The sequence below is a fragment of the Neptuniibacter sp. QD48_55 genome (assembly GCF_047778115.1).
GTDB lineage: Bacteria > Pseudomonadota > Gammaproteobacteria > Pseudomonadales > Balneatricaceae > Neptuniibacter.
In genome coordinates this window covers 3,127,841-3,149,767 of sequence record NZ_CP180555.1, presented here as the reverse complement: position 1 = coordinate 3,149,767, position 21,927 = coordinate 3,127,841, and the positions used below count along the sequence as shown (strand labels likewise).

Sequence of the window (21,927 nt, the reverse complement as noted above, 5' to 3'; positions counted from 1 at the left end):
TTCGTGAGATCGAGAGTCTCTTCTTGGTATCGGAATAAGTCTGAGCTTTATTAGATTTGGAAATTTTATGAAAAACTTATTTAAAACGTTTGCTTGTCTTTGGGCGTGTGTAGCGACATCAGTAATGGCGGCAGAAGCTGAAGGGCTTATTGAGCAGAACCTTAAGAAAGTAGATGCTCGTATCGTCGTGAAAGAGATTGGCGATGCGCCTTTAACTGGATTGCGTGAGGTCGAGTTAAACAGTGGTGAAGTTTTGTATGCTGATGAAAAGGGCGAATATTTTCTTATTGGTAAGCTCTATCGCTTCACCGACAAAGAAGGCTTTGTTGATCTGACTGAACGTAAGAAAAGTGCACAGCGCAAAGTTCAGATGGCTAATCTAGATGAAGAAAAGTTAGTTGTTTATAAGCCTAAGGGTGAAGTAAAAGCGACTGTGAATATCTTTACAGATGTAGATTGTCCATATTGCCGTAAACTGCATGCAGAGATTCCTGCTCTCAATGAGCAAGGCGTTCAAGTTAATTACTTGGCTTACCCTCGTAATGGAACAGGTACCGGTACTTTTAAAAGCATGGTATCAATTTGGTGTGCTGAAGGTGCTGAAGGCCGTCGCCAAGCTATGGATCAAGCTAAATCAGGCATTCGCCCAGCAGTTAAGACTTGTGATAACCCTGTATTAGATCAGCTGCAGTTGGGTCAGTCTGTTGGTGTGACAGGTACGCCTGCAATTATTTTTGAAGATGGTCGTTTGTACCCAGGTTATGCACCAGCGCAGCAGTTGGTTAACCTGTTAGATCTTGAAAAATAACCCACTGCGGTTACTGAGATGGAGGCTATATGGCCTCCTTTTTTATTTGTTGGGTCATAATGGGCTCAGAGATAGAGCTATTGCCTTGTTTTGGCTATAATACCCGCCTTATTTTTTGTAGATTGCGGTAATTGCCTGAAAAAAAGAGGCTATCGCGGTTTTTTTTAGTTCAACAGCATGCGAGGTGCAGGTTTGAAACCGGTTAAAGTTGGTATCTGCGGACTAGGTACAGTCGGTGGTGGCACATTTAATGTGCTGAAGCGCAATGCGGAAGAGATTGCTCGTCGAGCAGGCCGCAAGATTATTGTTGAAGAGGTTGGTGCTCGCGACACAAACCCAGATTGCGATACCAAAGGCACTCAGATTACCAACGATATTTTTGCTGTAGCTAAAAATCCAGAAATCGATGTTGTCGTTGAACTGATCGGTGGCTATGACGTTGCTAAAGAGCTGGTTTTGACAGCAATTGAGCACGGTAAGCACGTTGTAACTGCAAACAAAGCACTGATTGCGGTTCACGGTAACGAGATCTTTGAAGCGGCTCAGAAGAAGAACGTAATGGTTGCGTTCGAAGCGTCTGTTGCGGGTGGTATTCCGATCATCAAAGCGATCCGTGAAGGCCTTTCTGCAAACAAGATCAACTGGTTGGCGGGTATCATCAACGGTACTGGTAACTTCATCATGACTGAAATGCGTGACAAAGGTCGTGCATTTGAAGATGTGTTGGCAGAAGCACAAGAGCTTGGTTACGCAGAAGCGGATCCAACGTTCGATGTCGAAGGTGTCGATGCTGCTCACAAACTAACCATTCTTGCGTCTTTGGCGTTTGGTGTACCGCTACAGTTTGAAAAAGCATTCACTGAAGGCATCAGCAAAATTACACGTGAAGACGTGCAGTATGCTGAAGAACTAGGCTACCGCATCAAGCATCTAGGTATCACTCGCCGCACTGACAATGGTGTTGAGCTGCGTGTTCACCCAACACTGATCCCTGAGTCAGCGCTAATCGCTAACGTAAACGGCGTGATGAATGCTGTTCTAGTTGACGGCGATGCAGTCGGTCAAACTATGTACTACGGAGCAGGCGCGGGTGCTGAACCTACAGCCTCTGCTGTAGTTGCTGATATCGTTGATGTTGTCCGTACGCTAACCGCTGATCGTGACAACCGTGTACCGCACTTGGCTTTCCAGCCAACTGAGTTATCTGATGCGCCGATTCTGCCAATCGAGCAAACAGAATCTGCTTACTACCTGCGCATGAACGCACAGGAGAAACCAGGTGTGCTAGCTAAGATCTCTAGCATCCTAGGTGCGCAAGATATCAATATCGAAGCGATTATCCAGAAAGAAACTACTGAAGATCAGGTGCCAGTTATCATCCTGACTCAGTCTGTTCTTGAGCAGAAAGTGAATGATGCAATCGCTCAGATCGAAGCATTAGATGAAATCAATGGTTCGGTTACACGTATCCGTGCTGAGCACTTTGATAGTTAAGGAGTAAACCCCGTGAAATATATCTCTACCCGGGGACAGGCTCCGGCAATGAACTTTGAAGAGGTTTTGCTGGCTGGTTTGGCAAGTGATGGTGGTCTATACGTACCAGAAACACTGCCAACATTTAGCAAAGAAGAGATCGCTTCTTGGGCTGGTTTGCCGTACAACGAGCTTGCTTACAATGTAATTAAGCCATTCGTTGATGATTGCATCGACGATGCTGATCTTAAAAAGATGATTGATGAAACCTATGCCGGTTTCAATCACATCGCTGTAGCACCGTTGAAAGAGCTAGGTACTAACGAGTGGGTTCTGGAACTGTTCCATGGCCCGACACTAGCGTTTAAAGACTTCGCACTGCAGTTGCTAGGCCGTTTGATGGACTATGCACTGGAGAAACGTGGCGAACACTTAGTGATCATGGGAGCAACTTCCGGTGACACAGGTTCTGCTGCGATTGAAGGCTGCTGCCACAGCAAGCACCTAGATATCTTTATTCTGCATCCGCATAACCGCGTATCAGAAGTTCAGCGTCGTCAGATGACGACGATCATTAAAGACAATGTCTTTAATATCGCGCTGGAAGGTAACTTTGATGATTGCCAACAGATGGTTAAAGACAGCTTTGCTAATCAGGACTTCCTGAAAGGCATGAAGCTGGGTGCAGTAAACTCGATCAACTGGGCGCGTATCATGGCTCAGATCGTTTACTACTTCTCTGCTTCTTTGGCTGTGGGTGGTCCTCACCGTGAAGTAAGCTTCTCTGTACCTACAGGTAACTTTGGCGATATCTTCGCAGGTTACTTGGCGAAGCAGATGGGCTTGCCGGTTAAGCAGCTAGTTGTTGCAACTAACAAAAATGACATTCTGCACCGTGTTATCTCCGGTAACGACATGTCTAAAGGTGAGTTGGTTCACACGCTATCTCCATCTATGGACATCATGGTGTCTTCTAACTTCGAACGTATGCTGTTTGATGTATACGGTCGTAACGGTGAAGAGATCAGTGATCTAATGGCACGTTTCTCGAAAGAGTCTGTTGAACTAGATCCCGCTCGTTGGGAAAAAGTTCGCGAACTATTCGATAGCTATGCAGTCGATGATGAGACAACTTGTGATGTGATCAAGCAGGTATTCGAAGAGACAGAATATCTTCTAGACCCACATACAGCGATTGGTGTTAAAGCGGGTCGTGAATGTAACCGTGATCAATCAGTGCCAATGATTACTCTATCAACAGCACATCCGGTTAAATTCCCTGAGCCAGTGGTTAAAGCGGGTTTGGATGCACCGCAACTGCCTGCGCATATGGCTGATCTGTTCGAACGTGAAGAGAAGCTAGAAGTGTTAGATAATGATCTGAATACTGTCCAGCAGTATGTTGCGAGTCATGTACACACTGAGTAACTATTAATCAGATATGATATTCTCAAAACCCGACGTTAACGTCGGGTTTTTTGTGTCTGACAAAAAAATAAAAATACAGGGGCCTATAGACATGGCTGATCAGTTTTTTCTTCTCTCAAAGATCTTATGGTTTGTCGCGCAACCGGATCATCTTTTACTGCTAATGCTGCTGTTTGGCCTGTTCTTATGGCGCAGGGCGTTGGGTGTTTTTCTAGTCTGGACTTCTGTTTTGGCCATGCTAACAATTAGCGTATACCCAGTGGCTAATTATCTTTTAGAACCGTTAGAACAGCGCTTTCCACAACCTGTATTATCCGAAATTAAAGAGCCTATCGCTGGGATTATTGTGCTGGGAGGTGGTGAAAATGCGGAGATGTCCTCCCATACACAATGGCCTGAGTTTAATCAGGCTGCAGACCGTTTAATGGCGTTACCGGGCTTAATGCTGCGTTATCCAGATGCCAAAGTTGTTTTTACCGGCGGCTCTGGGTCCATTCTAGCGCCTGAATTTAGAGGCGGAGATGTGGCTGAACAATGGTTGCATCAACAGGGTATGGGATCGCGTGTAACGATCGAGCGGGATTCGCGAAATACTTTTCAAAATGCCATCTATACCAAGGATTTGATCGCGAATGCTGAGGGTCAGGTCGAAGGTAAGTGGCTATTAGTGACATCAGCCTTCCATATGGCGCGTTCGGTTGGCGTGTATCGTAAAGCGGGGATTGATGTTATCCCTTTCCCTGTTGATTATCGCGTCGGTACAATGCGTTTTGACCCCGGCCTGAACAAGAATATGAATGGCTTTAACACTGCTGTAAGGGAGTGGATAGGGCTATTGGCATACCACTACTCTGAGAAAACAGACGTCTTGTTCCCTGCACCTGTTAGCACCATTGAATTAGAGAACTAATGAAGCAGTTAAATATTTCACCTAGACCGCAGGTCGATACATCTGTACCTGTGTTTCAGCAGGTAAATCCAGTTTTAGCCCGTATCTATGCATCACGTGGAGTGCATGATTTGCAAGGGCTTGGGCGAACCTTGAATGAGCTTTTGCCCGATAGTGGCTTGGCAGGTATTGATGGGGCGGTTAACCGTTTAGTTAGGGCATTAGAGCACCGCGAAAAAATCTTAATTATTGGTGATTTTGACTGTGATGGTGCGACCAGTACTTCGGTTGCTGTTTTAGCGCTACGAATGATGGGTGTGTCAGAGGTAGGCTATCTGGTGCCTAACCGCTTTGAATATGGCTATGGCCTAAGCCCTGAGATTGTAGCGGAAGCACTCAAACAATCCCCTGATCTGTTGATAACCGTCGATAATGGTATTTCGAGTATCGAGGGCGTTGCAGCGGCCAATGCTGCGGGTTTAGATGTCATCGTTACGGATCACCATTTGGCAGGGAGAGAGCTTCCAGCAGCTTGTGCCATCGTTAACCCAAATCAGCCTGATTGCCATTTTACCGCTAAATCTACCTGCGGTGTCGGTGTGATCTTTTATGTGATGATTGCACTGCGCCGAACGCTACAACAAAAAGATTGGTTTAACTTAAATGGGCTGCCGAGCCCTAATTTAGGTTCGCTCTTAGACCTTGTGGCTTTAGGAACGGTCGCGGATGTTGTGCCTTTAGAGCAAAACAACCGTGTGCTAGTTCATCAAGGTATACAACGTATCAAAGCAGGGCGCTGCAGGCCGGGTCTGAAGGCATTAATCGAGCTATCAGGTCGTCAGCAGCATAAAGTGGCTTCATCTGATCTTGGCTTTGCTATTGCGCCACGCTTAAATGCAGCTGGCCGTCTGGAGGATATGTCGATCGGCATCGAGTGTTTGCTGACCGAATCGGAACAGAAAGCCAAAGAGTTAGCCGCTACGCTGAATGATCTTAATCAGGAGCGTAAGGGGATAGAGCAGGAGATGCAGCAACAAGCGCTCGATCTGCTCGATAAGCTGCAACTGGACTCAGCGCAGCTTCCTTATGGCCTATCTCTGTATGAGCCTGAGTGGCACCAAGGGGTGATCGGTATTCTGGCTTCTCGGATTAAAGATCGAACGCACCGCCCAGTGATTGCCTTTGCTCAAGGCGATGAAAGCGAGTTAAAAGGCTCTGCACGATCAATTCCAGGTTTTCATGTACGAGATGGTTTAGATGCGATTGCTGCGCGATACCCATCGCTTTTGCGTAAGTTTGGTGGTCATGCCATGGCTGCTGGATTAACTATCAAAGCTACAGATCTAGAGCTGTTTCAAAACGCTTTTGATGAAGAAGTTAGACGTCAATTAAGTGAGTCAGACCTCCAGCAAGAGGTGTTAACCGATGGTGAGCTTACCTCTGCAGATATGACGATCGAGTTAGCAGAGCTGTTACGTGATGCCGGTCCTTGGGGGCATCAGTTCCCTGAACCGCTGTTTGATGGTCAATTTACCTTGATCCAGCAACGAGTGGTTGGTCAAAGGCATCTGAAAATGGTGTTGATGGAGCCGATTTCTGGTTTAGCTGTGGATGCGATTCAGTTTAACGCTGATATGGAACTATGGCCGGATCAGGATATCACTCAAGTCAGAGCCGTGTATCGTTTGGATGTAAATGAGTTCCGCGGTAAACGATCGGTACAAATGCTGGTGGATCATCTGCTGCCTGAGTAGTATCTTTGCCGTCTCTATTTTCTGATTCTTAAATGGAAGCAGCTAAATTGCTGCTTTCCTATCTACACTGAAGTGAATAATTGATGTCTGATCTACTGCCTTACTACGTTGGTGCGCATGTGAGCGCCAGTGGAGGTGTGCAAAACGCCCCGCTTAATGCTAAAGAAATTGAAGCGAATGCATTTGCTCTCTTTACTAAAAATCAGCGGCGTTGGGTGGCAAAGCCTTTAGATTCCAAGACGATCGCGTCATTTAAGAAAAACTGCGCTGCGCTAAATTTTAAGCCGGAGCAGATTCTACCTCATGATTCCTATCTCATTAACTTGGGCCATCCTGAAGAGGAAGCGTTGCAGAAGTCTCGTGATGCTTTCTTAGATGAGATGCAGCGCTGTGAGCAGTTGGGCTTGGTTTATCTTAATTTTCATCCGGGTAGTCATCTGCGCAAGATCAGTGAAGAGGAGTGTATTGCTAAGATTGCTGAGTCGCTTAACTGGGCAATTGCGCAAACTGAATCCGTTGTGGCGGTCATTGAAAATACAGCGGGCCAAGGAAGCAACCTTGGTTTTAGCTTTGAGCAGTTGGCCGCCATTATTGATCAAGTAGAAGATAAGAGCCGCGTAGGTGTGTGTATTGATACTTGTCACATGTTTGCGGCTGGCTACGATATTCGTACTCAAGAGAGTTGTGCTGAGGTATTCGAAGATTTCGCCAAGATCGTCGGTTTTGAATACCTTAAAGGTATGCACCTGAATGACTCTAAAGGTGGTTTAGACTCGCGTTTGGATCGCCATCACAGTCTAGGTCAGGGAGAGATCGGTTTAGAGGTCTTTAAATTCATTATGCGTGATGATCGTTTCCGAGGGATACCGTTAGTGCTGGAAACGATTGATGAGACGATCTGGGCAGAAGAGATTCAGATGCTGAGACAGTTTACATTAGGCGAGCTTGATTAGGCTTGTCTAATATTTGGGCAGTTATCCACCCATATAAATAGTAGATTTTTTGCTTCTGTCACTTAAGTGTCATCCTTTATCGCTAGCCTGTGCGTCTAAGAGTAATGCGTCACAGGTGAGTAGTATGTTGCTTGCAACAAATGAAGTGGATGCTGAGTCACGTCGTAAGTATCTTTTCGATATTTTAGAATCAGAATCACTTTATCCACATTTTCAGCCGATTGTTGATTTAAAAAACAATGTTGTTATTGGTCATGAAGCCTTAATTAGAGGACCTGCGGGTACGGTTATGGCTTCGCCTGGCGCGTTGTTCCAGACGGCAATTGAAAACAATTTGTTACATACACTTGAGTTGTTATCTCGACGCAAATCCCTTGAAGCATTTGCAGAGTTGAACCCTGGTGGGCAGCTCTTTCTTAATATCAGTGCTTCTTTGTTAGGGACGCCAGAGCACACCGAAGGCTTTACAGCTGAGCTGCTACAAGAGCTGGGTATCTCTATTTCGGATATTGTTATTGAGTTATCCGAGCAGCATCCTTTTGATCAGCAGGGCCTGACTCATGCTGCCGTTGAGCACTACCGAAATATGGGGTTCCAAGTAGCGGTAGATGATTTGGGAACAGGTTACTCTGGCTTGAAATTGTGGTCGGAGCTAAAACCTGAATACGTCAAAATTGATCGCCATTTTATCTCCGATATTGATAGTGATCCGGTGAAACGTGAATTTGTACGATCGATCTATAACATCAGTAATACCATGGGCTGCAAAGTCATTGCTGAAGGGATTGAACGTCAAGAAGAAGTCAAAACGATCAAAGAGCTGGGGATCAATATTGGCCAAGGTTTTTACCTTGGTTATCCAAGCCCAGAGCCGCAAACAGTAGAGCCTCCAGTTGTTGATGTCTACGAATCTGCAAATGCCCCTCGAGTTGAGAACTGTGAGACGGCTCACTCTCTATTGCGCAACGCCCCAACCGTTTCGATTCAAGATACAGTGCTATCGGTGAGTGACCTATTTAGGACGCACCCCGAAGTAAGCTCTCTACCGGTTGTGCATGAAGGCGTACCCCAAGGTGTAGTGAGAAGGTCCAGTTTGTTTGAGCTTTTCTCTACCCAATATGGTCGAGCGCTTTATGGTACGAAACCGGTCGAGCGGATCTTGTCCCATGACGTTCTTATTGTGGATGCCGGGATGAGCTTGGATGAGGTCTCTCGGCTTATCACAGAGAATGAGCAGAATGAGATCCAGCAGGATTTGGTTATTACCCAGAACGATCTCTATGTTGGTATGGGTAATGTGCGAGATCTGTTGAAGCGCTTAACCGAACTCAAAGTACAAAATGCGCAATACGCCAACCCGCTGACGCTTTTGCCGGGTAATGTCCCGATCAATAACGAAGTGGATGCGTTGCTTAATCAATCGGCAGACTTTCATGTCGCTTATTTTGATCTGAATAACTTTAAACCCTTTAACGATTGCTACGGCTATTCCAAAGGGGATCAGGTGATTCGCTTGTTGGGCGAATTACTGGTGCAACATGCCTCTTATGATTCAAATTTCATCGGCCATGTTGGGGGCGATGACTTTGTGGTGATCTATCGCTCTCCTGATTGGCAGTTGAGTTGTGAGCGGATCATTCGCGAGTTCGATAAAGCTGTAAAAGGCTTCTACTGCGATGCGGATCTCAAAGCGGGTGGAATCTGGGCGAGTGATCGTCAGGATAATCGCACCTTTTTCTCATTTTTGGGCTTAGCTGTCGGTGTTGTTCACCCTGATCCTTGCTGTTGTAACAGCTTTCATGAGGTGGCGGAGCTTGCGGCAATGGCCAAAAAAGAAGCTAAAAAGTCTATCGAGAGCGCAATGTTTGTATCCCGTCGGCGTTGTATTACTACATCGGTAGCCGATAGCTTAAGGTGCTTTGCGTAAGCTTAAATTTCTATCTTAGCCCTGTTACTCAGGGCTAACATCTCCTTCTTCATTTCTAAATGTCTTGATCAATTGGCTTGATGAGCTGGTTAATTGATATAGTGAGTTATTCGCTAGTCAATGACAGGAACAGCACATGTCTGAGAAATGGCAACCAAGTTTTGGTCAAAAAGATTTCAACATCGATAAACAAGAAACCCTGTACGATGGTTTCTTTCAAATGCACAAACTCTATCTGCGGCATAAAACTTTTGCTGGTAGTGAAATAGAGATCCAGCGTGAGCTGTTTTACCGAGATGATGCTGTATGTGCGCTGCTCTATGATGCGGTTAAGCAATCAGTTGTTTTGATTGAGCAGTTTCGTGTGGGAGCATTTGATAGCCCAGATGGGCCTTGGTTGTTGGAGCTGGTGGCAGGTATCGTCGAGAAAGGTGAAACCACTGAAGATGTCGCTCGCCGTGAAGCAGTCGAAGAAGCTGGTGCGCAGTTAGGTGAGATTAAGCACATTACCCGTTTCTCACCGAGCACTGGAGCAACGCGAGAGTATATTGATCTACTTTGTGCTCAGGTGGATTCCAGTGGTGTCGAAGGCATCCATGGTTTGCCTGAAGAGGGCGAAGATATCAAAGTGCATGTTATTCCGGTGGAAGATGCCTTTGAATTAGTACAACAAGGTATAATTAATAATGCCCCTGCGATAATTGCGCTGCAGTGGCTACAGTTAAATAAGTCAGCGCTCGATCAGCGATGGCAGTGAGTATTAAAAAAAATCGGATAGGCAGATGAAGCGGAAATATATTCCAGATCTAACTCGGCAGATGGCGCATTGCGAGGCTAACTATGCTCGTATTATGAAGCTATTACCGGATCTGGATGACTGTGATGAACGCGAGTTTCAGGTGAGTTGGCCTGAGCATACTGCCTATCTGCGTCTGCAGGTTGATGAGCGATTCAAGTATACGACCACCTTGTTGATTAGCCATCGCTTTGAATCGAGTTCTCCATGGCTAGAAGCACCAGGGCTAGTGGTGCGTCTTTACCACGATGCTGGCATGGCTGAGGTAATCTGTATGCAGCGTCGTAAACAGCTCTCCGGTGTCTACCCCTACCCCAACAAAAATATGCACCTGCCTGATGAAAAAATTCAGCTGAATGAATATCTGGGCGAGTGGTTGAGCGAGTGCTTAAACCACGGCCACAGCATGGAACCCGTATTCAGTGGCTGAAACCATTACTCTGCTTCAAGTCAGTGATATGCATCTGCAACAAGAACCAGATATGTTGTTGAAAGGTGTGAATGTCGAACAACGCTTTCAACAAGTGCTAGCGGAGATCGAATCTCAATCTGCTGATGCCTTGTTACTCACTGGTGATCTGACACATCACGCACCTACGGCCTATGACCGGTTGGTTTCTTATGTCGATCAGCTTCCTTATCCTTCTTACTGGATTCCCGGTAATCATGATCTGGTAGAGGAGATGGCGCGTTTTACCGGTACAGAGTTAGCTGCGCGGGTAAAAACGTTAGGTGGTTGGAAACTGATCTTTCTAGATAGCAGTTCCAATCCCGACGGCAAAGGCAGTGGTTCGCTTTCTGAGACAGAATTGAGCTTTTTCAAAGCTGAATTAAGTAAGACAGCGCCTGATCAGCATGTACTATTAGTTCTGCATCACCATCCTGTGTCTGTAAAAAGCCGGTGGCAGGATGAGATCTGTTTAGGTAATGCTGATCAGTTTTGGCAAATTGTTGAACCTTATTCACAAGTGAAAGGCGTTATCTTTGGTCATGTGCATCAAAGCTGGGCGCTTCAGAGAGGAGGTATTCAGCTCTTTTCTGTACCTGCGACTGCTGCGCAGTTTAAAGCTCAGACAGATAGCTCTGCAGTAGAAGATGATCCTAAGCTAGCAGGGCCTGCTTATGGCTGCTATCAGCTCTATTCTTGTGGGAAAATTAGCCAACAAGTGATTAGATTACCCGCATAGCTTTACTGGCTATTGCGCCTTGCTTTCCCCTCCGGTAAGTTCTTTGCCAGAGGAAGAAAATGAATACACCGCTTTATATATACGTTCATGGCTTCAATAGCTCGCCGCAATCGATGAAGGCGAGGTTGTTTGTCGAATATCTGCAGGGTAAAGGTTTAGGCGATCAGGTGATGGTGCCAGAGCTATCCCACTGGCCTGCTGAAGCTATGGAGCAGTTACGCGCTCTTGTTGAGCAAAATCAGCAGCGACCAATCATCTTATTAGGAAGTTCGCTGGGTGGTTATTACAGTACATGGCTCACTGAACATTATGATCATGTGCGTACGGTTTTAATTAATCCATCGGTAAGACCGTTTGAACTGTTGCCTCAGTATCTTGGGCCTAATGTGAATCTGTATTCTGGTGAAGAGTACGAGCTTACCCAAGAACATTTGACGCAATTGTTGGCATTAAATTGCCAAGAGATCGAGCGGCCAGAAGCTTATCTGCTATTAACCCAAACGGCAGATGAAACACTGGATTACCGAGAAGCGGTCGAGAAATTTTCAGCATCGCCGCAGTTTGTTCAGCCTGGTGGCAGTCATGGTTTCGAGCAGTTTGAAAACCTGATTCCAGCCATTATGGCGTTTGCAGAAGGGCGAATTGATCTGCCCGAAGCACAACCGATTTAAATATCGTTAAACGTTGATTCATAGATAAAGTTTTGCGACAGGAAAGTATTTGATGTCCAAGCAATACAACGCTGGTTCCATAGAAGTTCTTAGTGGTCTAGACCCGGTTAGACGTCGTCCGGGGATGTACACGGAAACGGATCGTCCAAACCATTTGGCGCAAGAGGTCATCGATAATTCGGTGGATGAAGCGCTTGCCGGTCACGCTAAACAGATTGATGTGGTTCTGAATAAAGATCAGTCCTTAAGCGTGACCGATGATGGTCGAGGCATGCCTGTGGATATCCACCCAGAGCAGGGTGTTAGCGGGGTCGAGTTGATCCTGTGTAAACTGCATGCGGGTGGTAAGTTTAACAACGATAACTACAACTATTCCGGTGGTTTACACGGTGTTGGTGTATCGGTTGTAAATGCCTTATCTAAGTTGTTAGAAGTTCAGGTACGTCGCGACAGTCAGGTTTATCGTATTGGCTTTGCCGACGGCGAAAAAGTATCTGACCTAGAAGTCATTGATACTTGTGGTAAGCGCAACACCGGCACTACGGTGCGTTTCCTGCCTGATCCTCAATACTTTGATACCCATAAATTCAGTGTTTCACGTTTAAAGCATAATCTACGTGCTAAAGCAGTTCTTTGTCCTGGCTTAAAGGTGACCTTTACCGATCTGACGGGGGCCAAGCGTGAGAAGGAAGAGTGGTATTACGAAGATGGATTGGTTGATTACCTAAAAGGCACCACTCAGGTCTTTGAAGTGCTGCCAGCTGAACCATTCTCAGGTTCTCTACAGGGCGAGCTCGATGCAGTTGAATGGGCCGTACAGTGGCTGCCGGAAGGTGGCGAGATGACCTGTGAAAGTTATGTGAACCTGATCCCTACGGCCCAAGGTGGTACTCATGTAAACGGTCTGCGTACAGGTTTGCTTGAAGCGATGCGTGAGTTCTGTGAATTCCGTAACTTGCTACCTCGCGGAGTTAAGCTTACTGCGGATGATGTTTGGGATAAGTGTTGTTACGTCCTTTCTGCCAAAATGCAGGATCCGCAGTTCGCCGGTCAAACCAAAGAACGTTTATCTTCCCGCGAAATCGCAGCCTTTATCTCCGGTACGATTAAAGACGCTTTCTCCCTGTGGCTAAATCGCCATGTAGAAGAGGGTGAGCAACTTGCAGAGGTTGTTATCTCTAATGCTCAACGCCGTATGCGTTCCAATAAAAAGGTTGTGCGTAAAAAGGTGACGCAAGGGCCCGCACTGCCTGGTAAATTGGCTGACTGCTCCGGTGGCGATGCGATGCAATCAGAGCTGTTCCTGGTAGAGGGTGACTCTGCGGGTGGTTCTGCTAAACAAGCACGTGATCGTGAGTTTCAGGCGATCATGCCTCTGCGCGGTAAGATCCTAAACACTTGGGAAGTTGATCCAACTGAAGTTTTAGGTTCACAAGAGATCCATGATATCTCCGTGGCGATTGGTGTGGAGCCTGCTTCAGAAAACTTTGATGGTCTGCGTTACGGCAAAATCTGTATTCTGGCCGATGCGGACTCCGACGGTCTACATATCGCCACGCTGCTGTGTGCATTGTTCGTACGTCACTTCAAGCCGCTGGTAACTGCAGGTCACGTTTATGTAGCAATGCCACCGCTTTATCGAATCGATGTCGCGAAAGAGGTGTTCTACGCACTGGATGACGCTGAGAAGGATGGCATTATCGAGCGTATTAAAGCGGATCGTAAGAATGCCAAAATTGGTGTGCAGCGATTCAAAGGTCTGGGTGAGATGAACCCACTTCAGCTACGTGAGACAACCATGTCGCCGGATACTCGCCGTCTTGTACAGCTAACGGTAGAGCCGGGTGATGGCACAAACGAAGTGATGGATATGCTGTTAGCTAAGAAACGCTCAGGTGACCGTAAAGACTGGTTGCAGAGCAAAGGTAACTTGGCAGACGTTTAGACGTTGAAAGTAGCATGAATTTCTCTGTGATCAGTCACTGTAGGCAGAGAAACAGGATAGTTTTTACAGCTGGTTGCTAGGTTTGTGTTATAGCAGCGAGTTGAGCTTATTACGAGTGTAATGTGAATTATGACGGTACAAACAACCTTCGAAGATGGCACTGAACGCCTCGCGTTAAAAGATTTTACCGAGAAAGCGTATCTGGATTACTCCATGTACGTGATTTTGGATCGTGCGTTGCCGCATGTAGGTGACGGCATGAAGCCGGTTCAGCGTCGCATCATCTATGCGATGTCTGAACTTGGCCTAAAAGCGTCTGCAAAATACAAGAAGTCAGCACGTACTGTGGGTGATGTGTTAGGTAAATTCCACCCGCACGGTGATTCTGCTTGTTATGAAGCGATGGTATTGATGGCGCAGCCGTTCAGTTATCGCTATCCGTTGGTTGATGGTCAGGGTAACTGGGGTTCTCCAGATGACCCTAAATCCTTCGCAGCGATGCGTTATACCGAATCCCGTTTAGCCCGTTATGCCGAAGTTTTACTGTCTGAAATCAGCCAAGGTACAGTTGATTGGGTACCAAACTTCGATGGCACTATGCGTGAGCCGGCGATTCTGCCTGCGCGTTTACCAAATGTGTTGTTGAATGGCACAACGGGTATCGCTGTAGGTATGGCGACCGATATTCTGCCGCACAACCTCCGTGAAGTGGCTCAAGCTTGTGTTCACTTGCTAGATAACCCGCGTGCTGATCTGGACGAGATTACTGAGATCGTTCCTGGCCCCGATATGCCAACCGATGCGGAGATCATCACTTCCCGTCGAGAGCTGAAGAAGGTTTACGAAACGGGTCGTGGCTCGGTACGTATGCGTGCCGTGTACACGAAAGAGCAGGGCGAAATCGTTATCACGGCACTGCCGCATCAAGTTTCGGGCGCTAAAATTTTGGAACAGATCGCCGCTCAGATGCAGCAGAAAAAGCTGCCGATGGTGAGCGATCTGCGTGATGAATCCGATCACGAAAATCCAACACGCTTGGTGATTATCCCGCGCTCGAATCGTGTAGATGTCGAGCAGTTAATGGCCCACCTCTTTGCTTCTACTGATCTTGAACGCACTTATCGTGTGAATATGAATATGATCGGTGTGGACGGTAAGCCGCAAGTTAAAGACCTTCGCCAGATTTTGGTTGAATGGTTGAGCTGGCGTACTGAGATTGTGCGCAAGCGCTTAAACCACCGTTTGGCTAAGGTTTTGGATCGCCTACATATCCTCGAAGGTTTGATGGTCGCGTATCTCAATATTGATGAGGTGATTGCGATTATCCGTCATGAGGAAGATCCAAAAGCAGAGCTGGTTAAACGCTTTGGACTGACTGAAATTCAAGCCGATGCGATTTTAGACCTTAAACTTCGTCACTTGGCGAAACTGGAAGAGTTTAAGATCCAGTCTGAACAGAACGAGCTGGAAGAAGAGCGTAAGAAGCTGGAAGGTATTCTAGGTTCTGATTCTAAGATGCGTAAACTGATCAAAAAAGAGATCCAAGATGCAGCTGAAGAGTATGGTGATGACCGCCGCTCACCAATCGTAGAGCGTGAAGAAGCGCAGGCATTCAGTGAGAAAGATCTTCTGTCTTCGGATCCTGTAACCGTCGTGATCTCTAAGCAGGGCTGGATTCGTGCCGCAAAAGGTCATGACATTGATGCCGAGGGCCTCAATTACAAATCCGGCGATGCCTTTAAGTTAAGTTGTAAGGGCCGCACTAATCAGCCGACCCTCCTATTAGATACCACGGGTCGAAGTTTCACTATCGAGACCCATAATCTACCGTCAGCACGTGGACAAGGTGAGCCCGTAACTGGGCGTATCACGCTACCAAAAGGTTCCACGGTTGATGCCGCGATTGCAGGTAAGGATAACGATCAAGTCTTGATGGCGTCTGATGCGGGTTATGGCTTTATCGCGAAGATCTCTGATCTGACCAGCAAAACTAAAAACGGTAAGGCGGCATTAACCCTGCCTAAAAACGCTCAGATCTTACAGCCAATCACGATGAGTTCAGTCGAAGATTCTCTTTTGGCTGCAGTGACAAATGAAGGACGCTTACTGGTTTTCCCTGTGTCTGAACTACCACAACTGGCACGTGGTAAAGGTAATAAGATTATCAATATCCCATCTGCAAGAGCCTCTGCTCGAGAGGAATTGGTGGTTGCCTTAGCCGTGTTCTCTCCAGAAGATACTTTGCTGGTACATGCTGGCCGTCAACACTTGAAACTTAAGCCTGCTGATATTGAACACTATCGTGGTGAGCGAGGCCGACGAGGTAATAAGCTACCAAGAGGCTATCAACGTGTAGATAGCCTGGAAGTGAATAACAGTACGCAAGAACAACCTGAAGGCGAGGAATAAAGCCTACTTAACCTAGATGCTAGTAGCGGTAATCAGCTGTTAATTCAGCAAAATTCAGAGTAGCTTATTAGAATTGTGCTTCGAAGTAAGTCTAATAGGCTATATCTTGACCCTCTAAACAAACAGACTATTATATACACCTACATTTTTGGCGGTTTTTAGTCGGCCATATAGGTGCTGTACGTCATGGAAGGACGTTTATTACGTAAGCGATTTAGTCGTCGCATTACGATACTAGCTGTTTCTCTATCCATCGTTATTTTGCTGATGGGAGGGCTTCTTTTGTTCCTATCCTCGGGGGTAAGAGATGCTTGGGCTGCTTATAGTTATACCTCCGAGAGCCGTGCAACGGCCCTTTCTGAGTTACATCGTTCCATTGGATACGGTGGTTTTATCCACAATTTTAAAAACTATGTCCTACGACAAGAGCAAAGTTTGCTTGTGCGCTTACGTGGTGACATAGAAAAATCTACTCAAATTATTTCACTCTATTCGGCCTTAGATCTTAATAGTAAAGAGAGCCAAGCACTGTTAGTGATTCAACAGACGCTGCAGATGTACCGAGATAATCTTCATGTGGCGCAGATGGCGGTAGAAAGAGGAGCTCCGACTCAACAGATTGATAGACAAGTGCGTATTGATGATTCTCCTGCGTTGGCTGCGTTAGCATTACTTCAGCAAGAAAATAACCGTTTTCACGAAGCTGTCACTCGGGATATGAACAGGCAAATTACTAACCTAATTAATGCGCTTCTCATAGGTTTGTTAGCGATGCCTTTTGTGGTACTTGCTGCCTATCATTATCACGATGTTATGAATCGATTCGTCCAATTGATTGCAGAAAAGCGTGAGGTTGAAAAAGCGTTGGTTAATTCAACCGCTGAGGTAGAAGAAGCGCAGCAGCAAAGGCGTGCTATGGCTTACGAAGCGCATCATTGCGAATTGACCCGTGTCCCAAACCGCAAGGCTTTTATGACCACTGGGCACGAGATCATGCAGAATGCAGCCGCTTGCGAACAATGTTTAACAGTGCTGTTTGTCGATGTAGATGATTTTAAAATGATCAATGATACCTATGGTCACGAAATCGGCGATAAAGTGCTGGTGGAAGTGGCCTCTCGTCTCAGCATTGCGCTACGAGAAGGAGATTTTGTAGCACGCATAGGTGGTGATGAATTTGCCATGATTATCCAATGTAATGACACAGCAACCTGTGCTCCAGGACTTGCCGAACGCTTACTTGATGTGATGAATGAGAGCTATGCTCATATTGCTGAAGGCCTAGAGGTTAGCTGTTCGGTTGGGGGGGCAAACTGCCCTCAGGATGGGCAAGATCTTGAAACGCTGGTGCGTGTGGCTGATGAACGTATGTATCGCGTTAAGAAAAGCGGTAAGAATGGTGTGTTTCTGCAAGAGTCTTAATTAAATTCCTCCGCAGCTTCTTTCATGGGCATCGGCTTGTAGAAGTAATAACCCTGAAATACTTCACATCCCAGATCGTCAAGGATCTGCTTCTGCTCTAATGTTTCAACGCCTTCAGCCACGATGGTTATTCCCATCTTATGGGCTATATCGATGATGCCCTGGAGCAACAATCTGGCGTCTTGGTCTTCGACGATATCATCGACAAAGCTTTTATCGATTTTTAGCTCATCGATAGGTAGGTTTTTCAATAAGCTCAAAGATGAGTAACCTGTACCAAAGTCATCTAAAGATACAGATATCCCTTCCGCTTTAAATTGGTTTATCATCCCAAGGACGTAATCTAAATCCTGAATAAATAGGCTTTCGGTAATCTCGATTTTAAGCCTACTTTTATTGATTTGGGATTGATCAGCTTGCTCTGAAAAGTACTCAAAAAAGCCATCGGAGAAAAACTGCTTGATAGAAACGTTAATTGATATTGAGCAATCGCTTGAGGTTAATTTTCCAGCCTCATCTAAAGATTTACGAATGATATAGCGTCCAAGTTCTGGCATAAGGCCAGAATTTTCTGCGATGGGTATGAAGCGGTTGGGTGGAATAGGGCCAAATTCCTTACTATGCCAGCGCACCAGAGACTCTAGGCCGCTTAATAATCCTTCTGAAGAAACTTGAGGCTGAAAAACGACGTAAATTTCCTCATTCTTAATCGCGTCCCTAAGTTTGGTTTCCAGTGAGAGGTCATCTAGATAGCGCTTCTTTAGTTCCTCATGGAAAACTGTGTAGCAATTTTTATTATGTTTAGCTTCATACAAGGCAAAGTCCGAGAGCCTTTTAACCTCTTCAAATGAACTAGCATCGGTTGGGCAGTGAGATATACCAATACTGGCACTTAAAATTAAACGATTGCCACTCATTAGATAGGGCTTAGATATTTCTTCTAAAATATCTTCGGCTAAGCGCTCTGCTTCAAAGCTTGAGAGATTGAAGGCTACGACTACAAACTCGTCACCGCTGTATCTCGCAACAAGGCATTCTCTATCCTGAGTGTTTAGTTTGAGTCTTCTCGTGATTTCAATCAGAACCTGATCGCCATAATCGTGGCCGAAGTTATCATTGGCTGATTTAAAATTATCCATATCGACAAACAGTAGGTGGTAACTGTTTTGCTCTTCTAACTTTGAAAAGTAGTTGTCCAGAAAATAGCGGTTAGGCAGATTGGTTAAGAAGTCGTGTGTCGCTCTATAAGTTAACAGTTCTTCTTTCTTCTTCTCATTATTACTGATCACTCTAAAGAGCCAGTAAATAACGGCGTAAGCAAAAAAGAAGACCAAAGATAGATTGGTGGCAGCTTGGAAAAACTTCTGTCGAATAACTTGGGTGTCTCGTTCTACACCGACCCAAAGCTGAAACTCTTTGATATAGAAATTCGACATCATCGATTGAGAGTCATCGTTGAACTTACCGGTGACATGGGTCGTAACGATTTGCTTCTCTTTAATGGTTTCAAAGCTGATATTGTAGGCTTTTTCGACATAATCGATGCTTTCTTGGACTTTGCCTTCAGAAAACTGATGTTCATATACGGCTGGATTGTTGATGAGACGTTTAGGTGCTACTTGGAAATAACGATCCCGATCTCGATAGATAAACACACTGTAATTAGCACTATGCTCATTAGTGTTAGAAAAGAACGGCAGACCTTTCTCAATATTAATGGTGAGAGATACGATGAATAGCGGTTTGCCGTTGGCATCTCTAATTGTTTTACGAATCGGGATGATTAGAGCGTTTTCCCAGTAACTAAAATAGGTCCGTCCAATAACGGCTGCATTACTGTCTAAGGTGAGGTTAAATGATTCTTTTGCTTTTGGGTTTTTCAGCAGGTTAAGTGAAGATTCGCGTTTATCTTGAGAGAGAGAGTTTGTAACAACGATATTGCCATCAAGATCTATCTGAAAGAAGTTATGAGTCGTGTGAGAAGCAATATATAACTTATCTATCTCCTGAATCGATTTCTCTCGATCCAGATACTTATCTTCGTGTAACAGCTCCTGACCAAGAATATCTAACAGCGTTTCATATTGCCTGAGAGTGGCTTCAACTGAGTTAGAGGTGATGCGAGTCAGATTTTCTTGCTCTAATCTCACATCTTCCCGGATAGACTCGTGAGTCTTCGTAAGAATGAAAATAAACGCAGCAAAACCTGCCAAAAGGAAGACGTAAAACGCAAGCCAGATGTTATTTCTTATAAACAGCATAGAGCTTCACTCAATCTCAGAGAGTTTAAGCAATATGAGAATAAGACAGCAATACGGGGAAACGTGTGTTTATCATCGGAAGTACCTTTGCTAATTACATCATATAGCGTAGTCAAAGCTGAGCTCCTTGTAAGGAGGGCTAGCTTCCTTGCGACGATCGAAAGATTATCGGCGGGGCCAAAATCCAATTTTTAGTTCAGTTATACAGCTTTGCCTAACGTAAACTTCTCTTATTATATAATCAGTTTTGAATGTAATGGTCTCTATATTTGGTAGTAGATTCATGGCTCTTTGTAGGGAGCTCAATTGCACATAGAGTGCTTTGTGGCATATGTAATAACAATTTATAAATTCTGCATCGATTAAGGTTTGTGCACGCTTAATTGATGGTTTTATTCTTATTCAGGGTCTTTGCAAGAATATCGATAAAGCTTCTGATCTTGCTACTGGCTTGTCGTCCTTCCCTATGAACTATGTGTACAGGCATTGCTGGTGGTTCATAGTTCTCCAGAACAGTTTTAAGTTCGCCATGGTTTAGTTCATCTTCAACTTGGTACGACAAAGTATGGATAATGCCTAAATGCAGCTTTGCTGCATTGATCGCTGATTGATTGGTGGAAACCGTTAATCGTGGCTTTAAGCGTAAACTCTGTTGCTTTCCTTCGTAATCAAATTTCCAATCTTGCACCATGCTACTGCTATTGGTCATGATAGTTGAATGTTGCTTCAGATCTTCAGGGGATTGTGGAATACCTGCTTTTTCTAGGTATTGTGACGAAGCAAGCCAGTGCATACGCACCGTGCCAACCCGTTTTGCATACATGTTTGAGTCAGGAAGATGACCGATACGTATGCCGACATCAAACCCTTCCTCCATCAAGTTAACCACACGGTCTAGAAATACGGCATCTACCTCTGTTTCTGGGTAGTTATTCAGGTATTCAGCAATGCTAGGCATGACATATTTTTGTCCAAACAGAACAGGCGCTGTTACCGATAAATGACCTTTGGGTTCGCTATTGATACCTATTGCAGATTCGTTTGCTCTTTCTAGCTCTTGAAGAATTCTCTGTGCATCTTGGAGATAGCGCTGGCCCGCGTCAGTGGTTCGTACATGTCGAGTGGTTCTGGTTAGCAATTTAATACCGAGTTTTTCTTCCAGAGCAGAGACAGCTCGGGTGACAGCTGGAGGGGAGATATTCAATCGGTGACTAGCGGCAGCGAATCCTTGTTCTTCTGCAACAGCAACAAACACATTCATCAAATGAAACTGATCCACTTTTCTTATGCCCTCCGAGTTATATTATTCCATTTTTCGTAATAGTTATTTGCTTTTTCTGAGTATTCTTTAATTTATCGTTGCTTGTCAAACTAGTCCTACAACTTAACCAAACGGCCAAATACAGAGGCTGGTCATTAGTTTGAGGAATTAGATATGAGCCGCATTAACTTAGTAACAAACGAACAAGTAAATGAAGAGCAACAAGCACTGTATGCCGCGATTGAAGGGCAACTTGGGATGGTGCCAAACTTTCTTAAGGTATTTGCCAATTCTCCAGCGGCACTACGTGCATTCTTAGGCTTACATGGGATTGCAAATGAAGGAAGCCTAGATCTTCGTACTCGTGAACGTATTGCCCTAGGGCTTGCCGAACAGAATGCCTGTGAATATTGCGTATCAGCACATACTGCAATTGGTCGTAAAGCTGGCCTGTCTAGTTCAGAAATTGAAGCAAACCGTTCCGGCAGTAGTCAGGATGCCAAAGCGGCTGTTGCCGTGAAGTTCGCACGCTCCTTAGCAGAGAATAATGGTGCTGTTACTACCGCCGAACTGCTCGAAGTACGAAATGCCGGCTACAACGATGCAGAAATCGTCGAAATTATTACCCATGTTGGAATGAACGTTTTAACCAATATTTTGGGTAAAGCGAGTCGCGTAGAAATAGATTTCCCCAAAGTAGAGCTGCAGCAAACTTCATAAGTAGTCTGCCTTTGCGGGCCTTA

Annotated in this window: 17 protein-coding genes; 15 read left to right on the top strand and 2 right to left on the bottom strand. The window is 45.4% G+C overall.

The features are described from left to right. Positions 1-67: 67 nt before the first annotated feature. From ACMXYW_RS14705 to ACMXYW_RS14640, 14 genes are all read left to right on the top strand, one after another. Positions 68-808 carry a DsbC family protein gene (locus ACMXYW_RS14705; RefSeq protein ID WP_415899343.1) on the top strand — a complete coding sequence of 247 codons (741 nt, stop codon included), beginning with the start codon at positions 68-70 and terminating at the stop codon, positions 806-808. A 192-nt stretch (positions 809-1,000) separates the two neighbouring features. Beyond that, positions 1,001-2,302: a homoserine dehydrogenase gene (locus ACMXYW_RS14700; RefSeq protein ID WP_415904544.1), complete on the top strand. Its 1,302-nt coding sequence runs from the start codon at positions 1,001-1,003 to the stop codon at positions 2,300-2,302. 12 nt (positions 2,303-2,314) lie between these two features. Beyond that, positions 2,315-3,709, top strand: a complete 1,395-nt coding sequence (gene thrC / locus ACMXYW_RS14695) for a threonine synthase (RefSeq protein WP_415882548.1) — start codon at positions 2,315-2,317, stop codon at positions 3,707-3,709. A gap of 91 nt (positions 3,710-3,800) precedes the next feature. Then, a complete protein-coding gene (locus ACMXYW_RS14690) occupies positions 3,801-4,619 on the top strand; it encodes a YdcF family protein (RefSeq protein ID WP_415904543.1) in 819 nt (272 codons plus the stop codon). Then, positions 4,619-6,352 (top strand): single-stranded-DNA-specific exonuclease RecJ, encoded by a 1,734-nt coding sequence (recJ, locus tag ACMXYW_RS14685; RefSeq protein ID WP_415904542.1) that lies wholly within the window; start codon positions 4,619-4,621, stop codon positions 6,350-6,352. Before ACMXYW_RS14690 ends, recJ begins: the two co-directional genes overlap by 1 nt. Before the next feature lie 83 nt (positions 6,353-6,435). Further along, positions 6,436-7,305 (top strand): deoxyribonuclease IV, encoded by an 870-nt coding sequence (nfo, locus tag ACMXYW_RS14680; RefSeq protein ID WP_415904541.1) that lies wholly within the window; start codon positions 6,436-6,438, stop codon positions 7,303-7,305. Between the two features lie 124 nt (positions 7,306-7,429). Beyond that, a complete protein-coding gene (locus ACMXYW_RS14675; RefSeq protein ID WP_415904540.1) occupies positions 7,430-9,232 on the top strand; it encodes an EAL domain-containing protein in 1,803 nt (600 codons plus the stop codon). 136 nt (positions 9,233-9,368) lie between these two features. Further along, a complete protein-coding gene (locus ACMXYW_RS14670; RefSeq protein WP_415882543.1) occupies positions 9,369-9,989 on the top strand; it encodes an NUDIX domain-containing protein in 621 nt (206 codons plus the stop codon). A 25-nt stretch (positions 9,990-10,014) separates the two neighbouring features. Beyond that, entirely contained in the window at positions 10,015-10,458 is a 444-nt protein-coding gene (locus tag ACMXYW_RS14665) for a DUF1249 domain-containing protein (RefSeq protein WP_415882542.1), read from the top strand. After that, on the top strand, positions 10,451-11,215 hold the full coding sequence (locus ACMXYW_RS14660; RefSeq protein ID WP_415904539.1) for a metallophosphoesterase: 765 nt from the start codon (positions 10,451-10,453) through the stop codon (positions 11,213-11,215). The genes ACMXYW_RS14665 and ACMXYW_RS14660 overlap by 8 nt, the downstream gene beginning before the upstream one ends. Positions 11,216-11,274: 59 nt before the next feature. Beyond that, positions 11,275-11,886, top strand: coding sequence for a YqiA/YcfP family alpha/beta fold hydrolase (locus tag ACMXYW_RS14655; protein WP_415904538.1), 612 nt, complete (start codon positions 11,275-11,277; stop codon positions 11,884-11,886). Between the two features lie 52 nt (positions 11,887-11,938). Continuing rightward, positions 11,939-13,831, top strand: coding sequence for a DNA topoisomerase IV subunit B (parE, locus tag ACMXYW_RS14650; RefSeq protein ID WP_415899328.1), 1,893 nt, complete (start codon positions 11,939-11,941; stop codon positions 13,829-13,831). 129 nt (positions 13,832-13,960) lie between these two features. Continuing rightward, positions 13,961-16,240, top strand: coding sequence for a DNA topoisomerase IV subunit A (gene parC, locus ACMXYW_RS14645; protein ID WP_415899327.1), 2,280 nt, complete (start codon positions 13,961-13,963; stop codon positions 16,238-16,240). A 186-nt stretch (positions 16,241-16,426) separates the two neighbouring features. Then, on the top strand, positions 16,427-17,662 hold the full coding sequence (locus ACMXYW_RS14640; protein WP_415899326.1) for a diguanylate cyclase: 1,236 nt from the start codon (positions 16,427-16,429) through the stop codon (positions 17,660-17,662). Here the strand turns inward: ACMXYW_RS14640 and ACMXYW_RS14635 are convergent. Further along, on the bottom strand, positions 17,659-19,923 hold the full coding sequence (locus ACMXYW_RS14635) for an EAL domain-containing protein (protein ID WP_415904537.1): 2,265 nt from the start codon (positions 19,921-19,923) through the stop codon (positions 17,659-17,661). The genes ACMXYW_RS14640 and ACMXYW_RS14635 overlap by 4 nt on opposite strands. Positions 19,924-20,302: 379 nt before the next feature. After that, entirely contained in the window at positions 20,303-21,202 is a 900-nt protein-coding gene (locus tag ACMXYW_RS14630; protein ID WP_415904536.1) for a LysR substrate-binding domain-containing protein, read from the bottom strand. Positions 21,203-21,358: 156 nt separating this feature from the next. Between ACMXYW_RS14630 and ACMXYW_RS14625 the strand changes: the two genes are divergently transcribed. Then, positions 21,359-21,904: a carboxymuconolactone decarboxylase family protein gene (locus tag ACMXYW_RS14625; protein WP_415904535.1), complete on the top strand. Its 546-nt coding sequence runs from the start codon at positions 21,359-21,361 to the stop codon at positions 21,902-21,904. Positions 21,905-21,927: the final 23 nt, after the last annotated feature.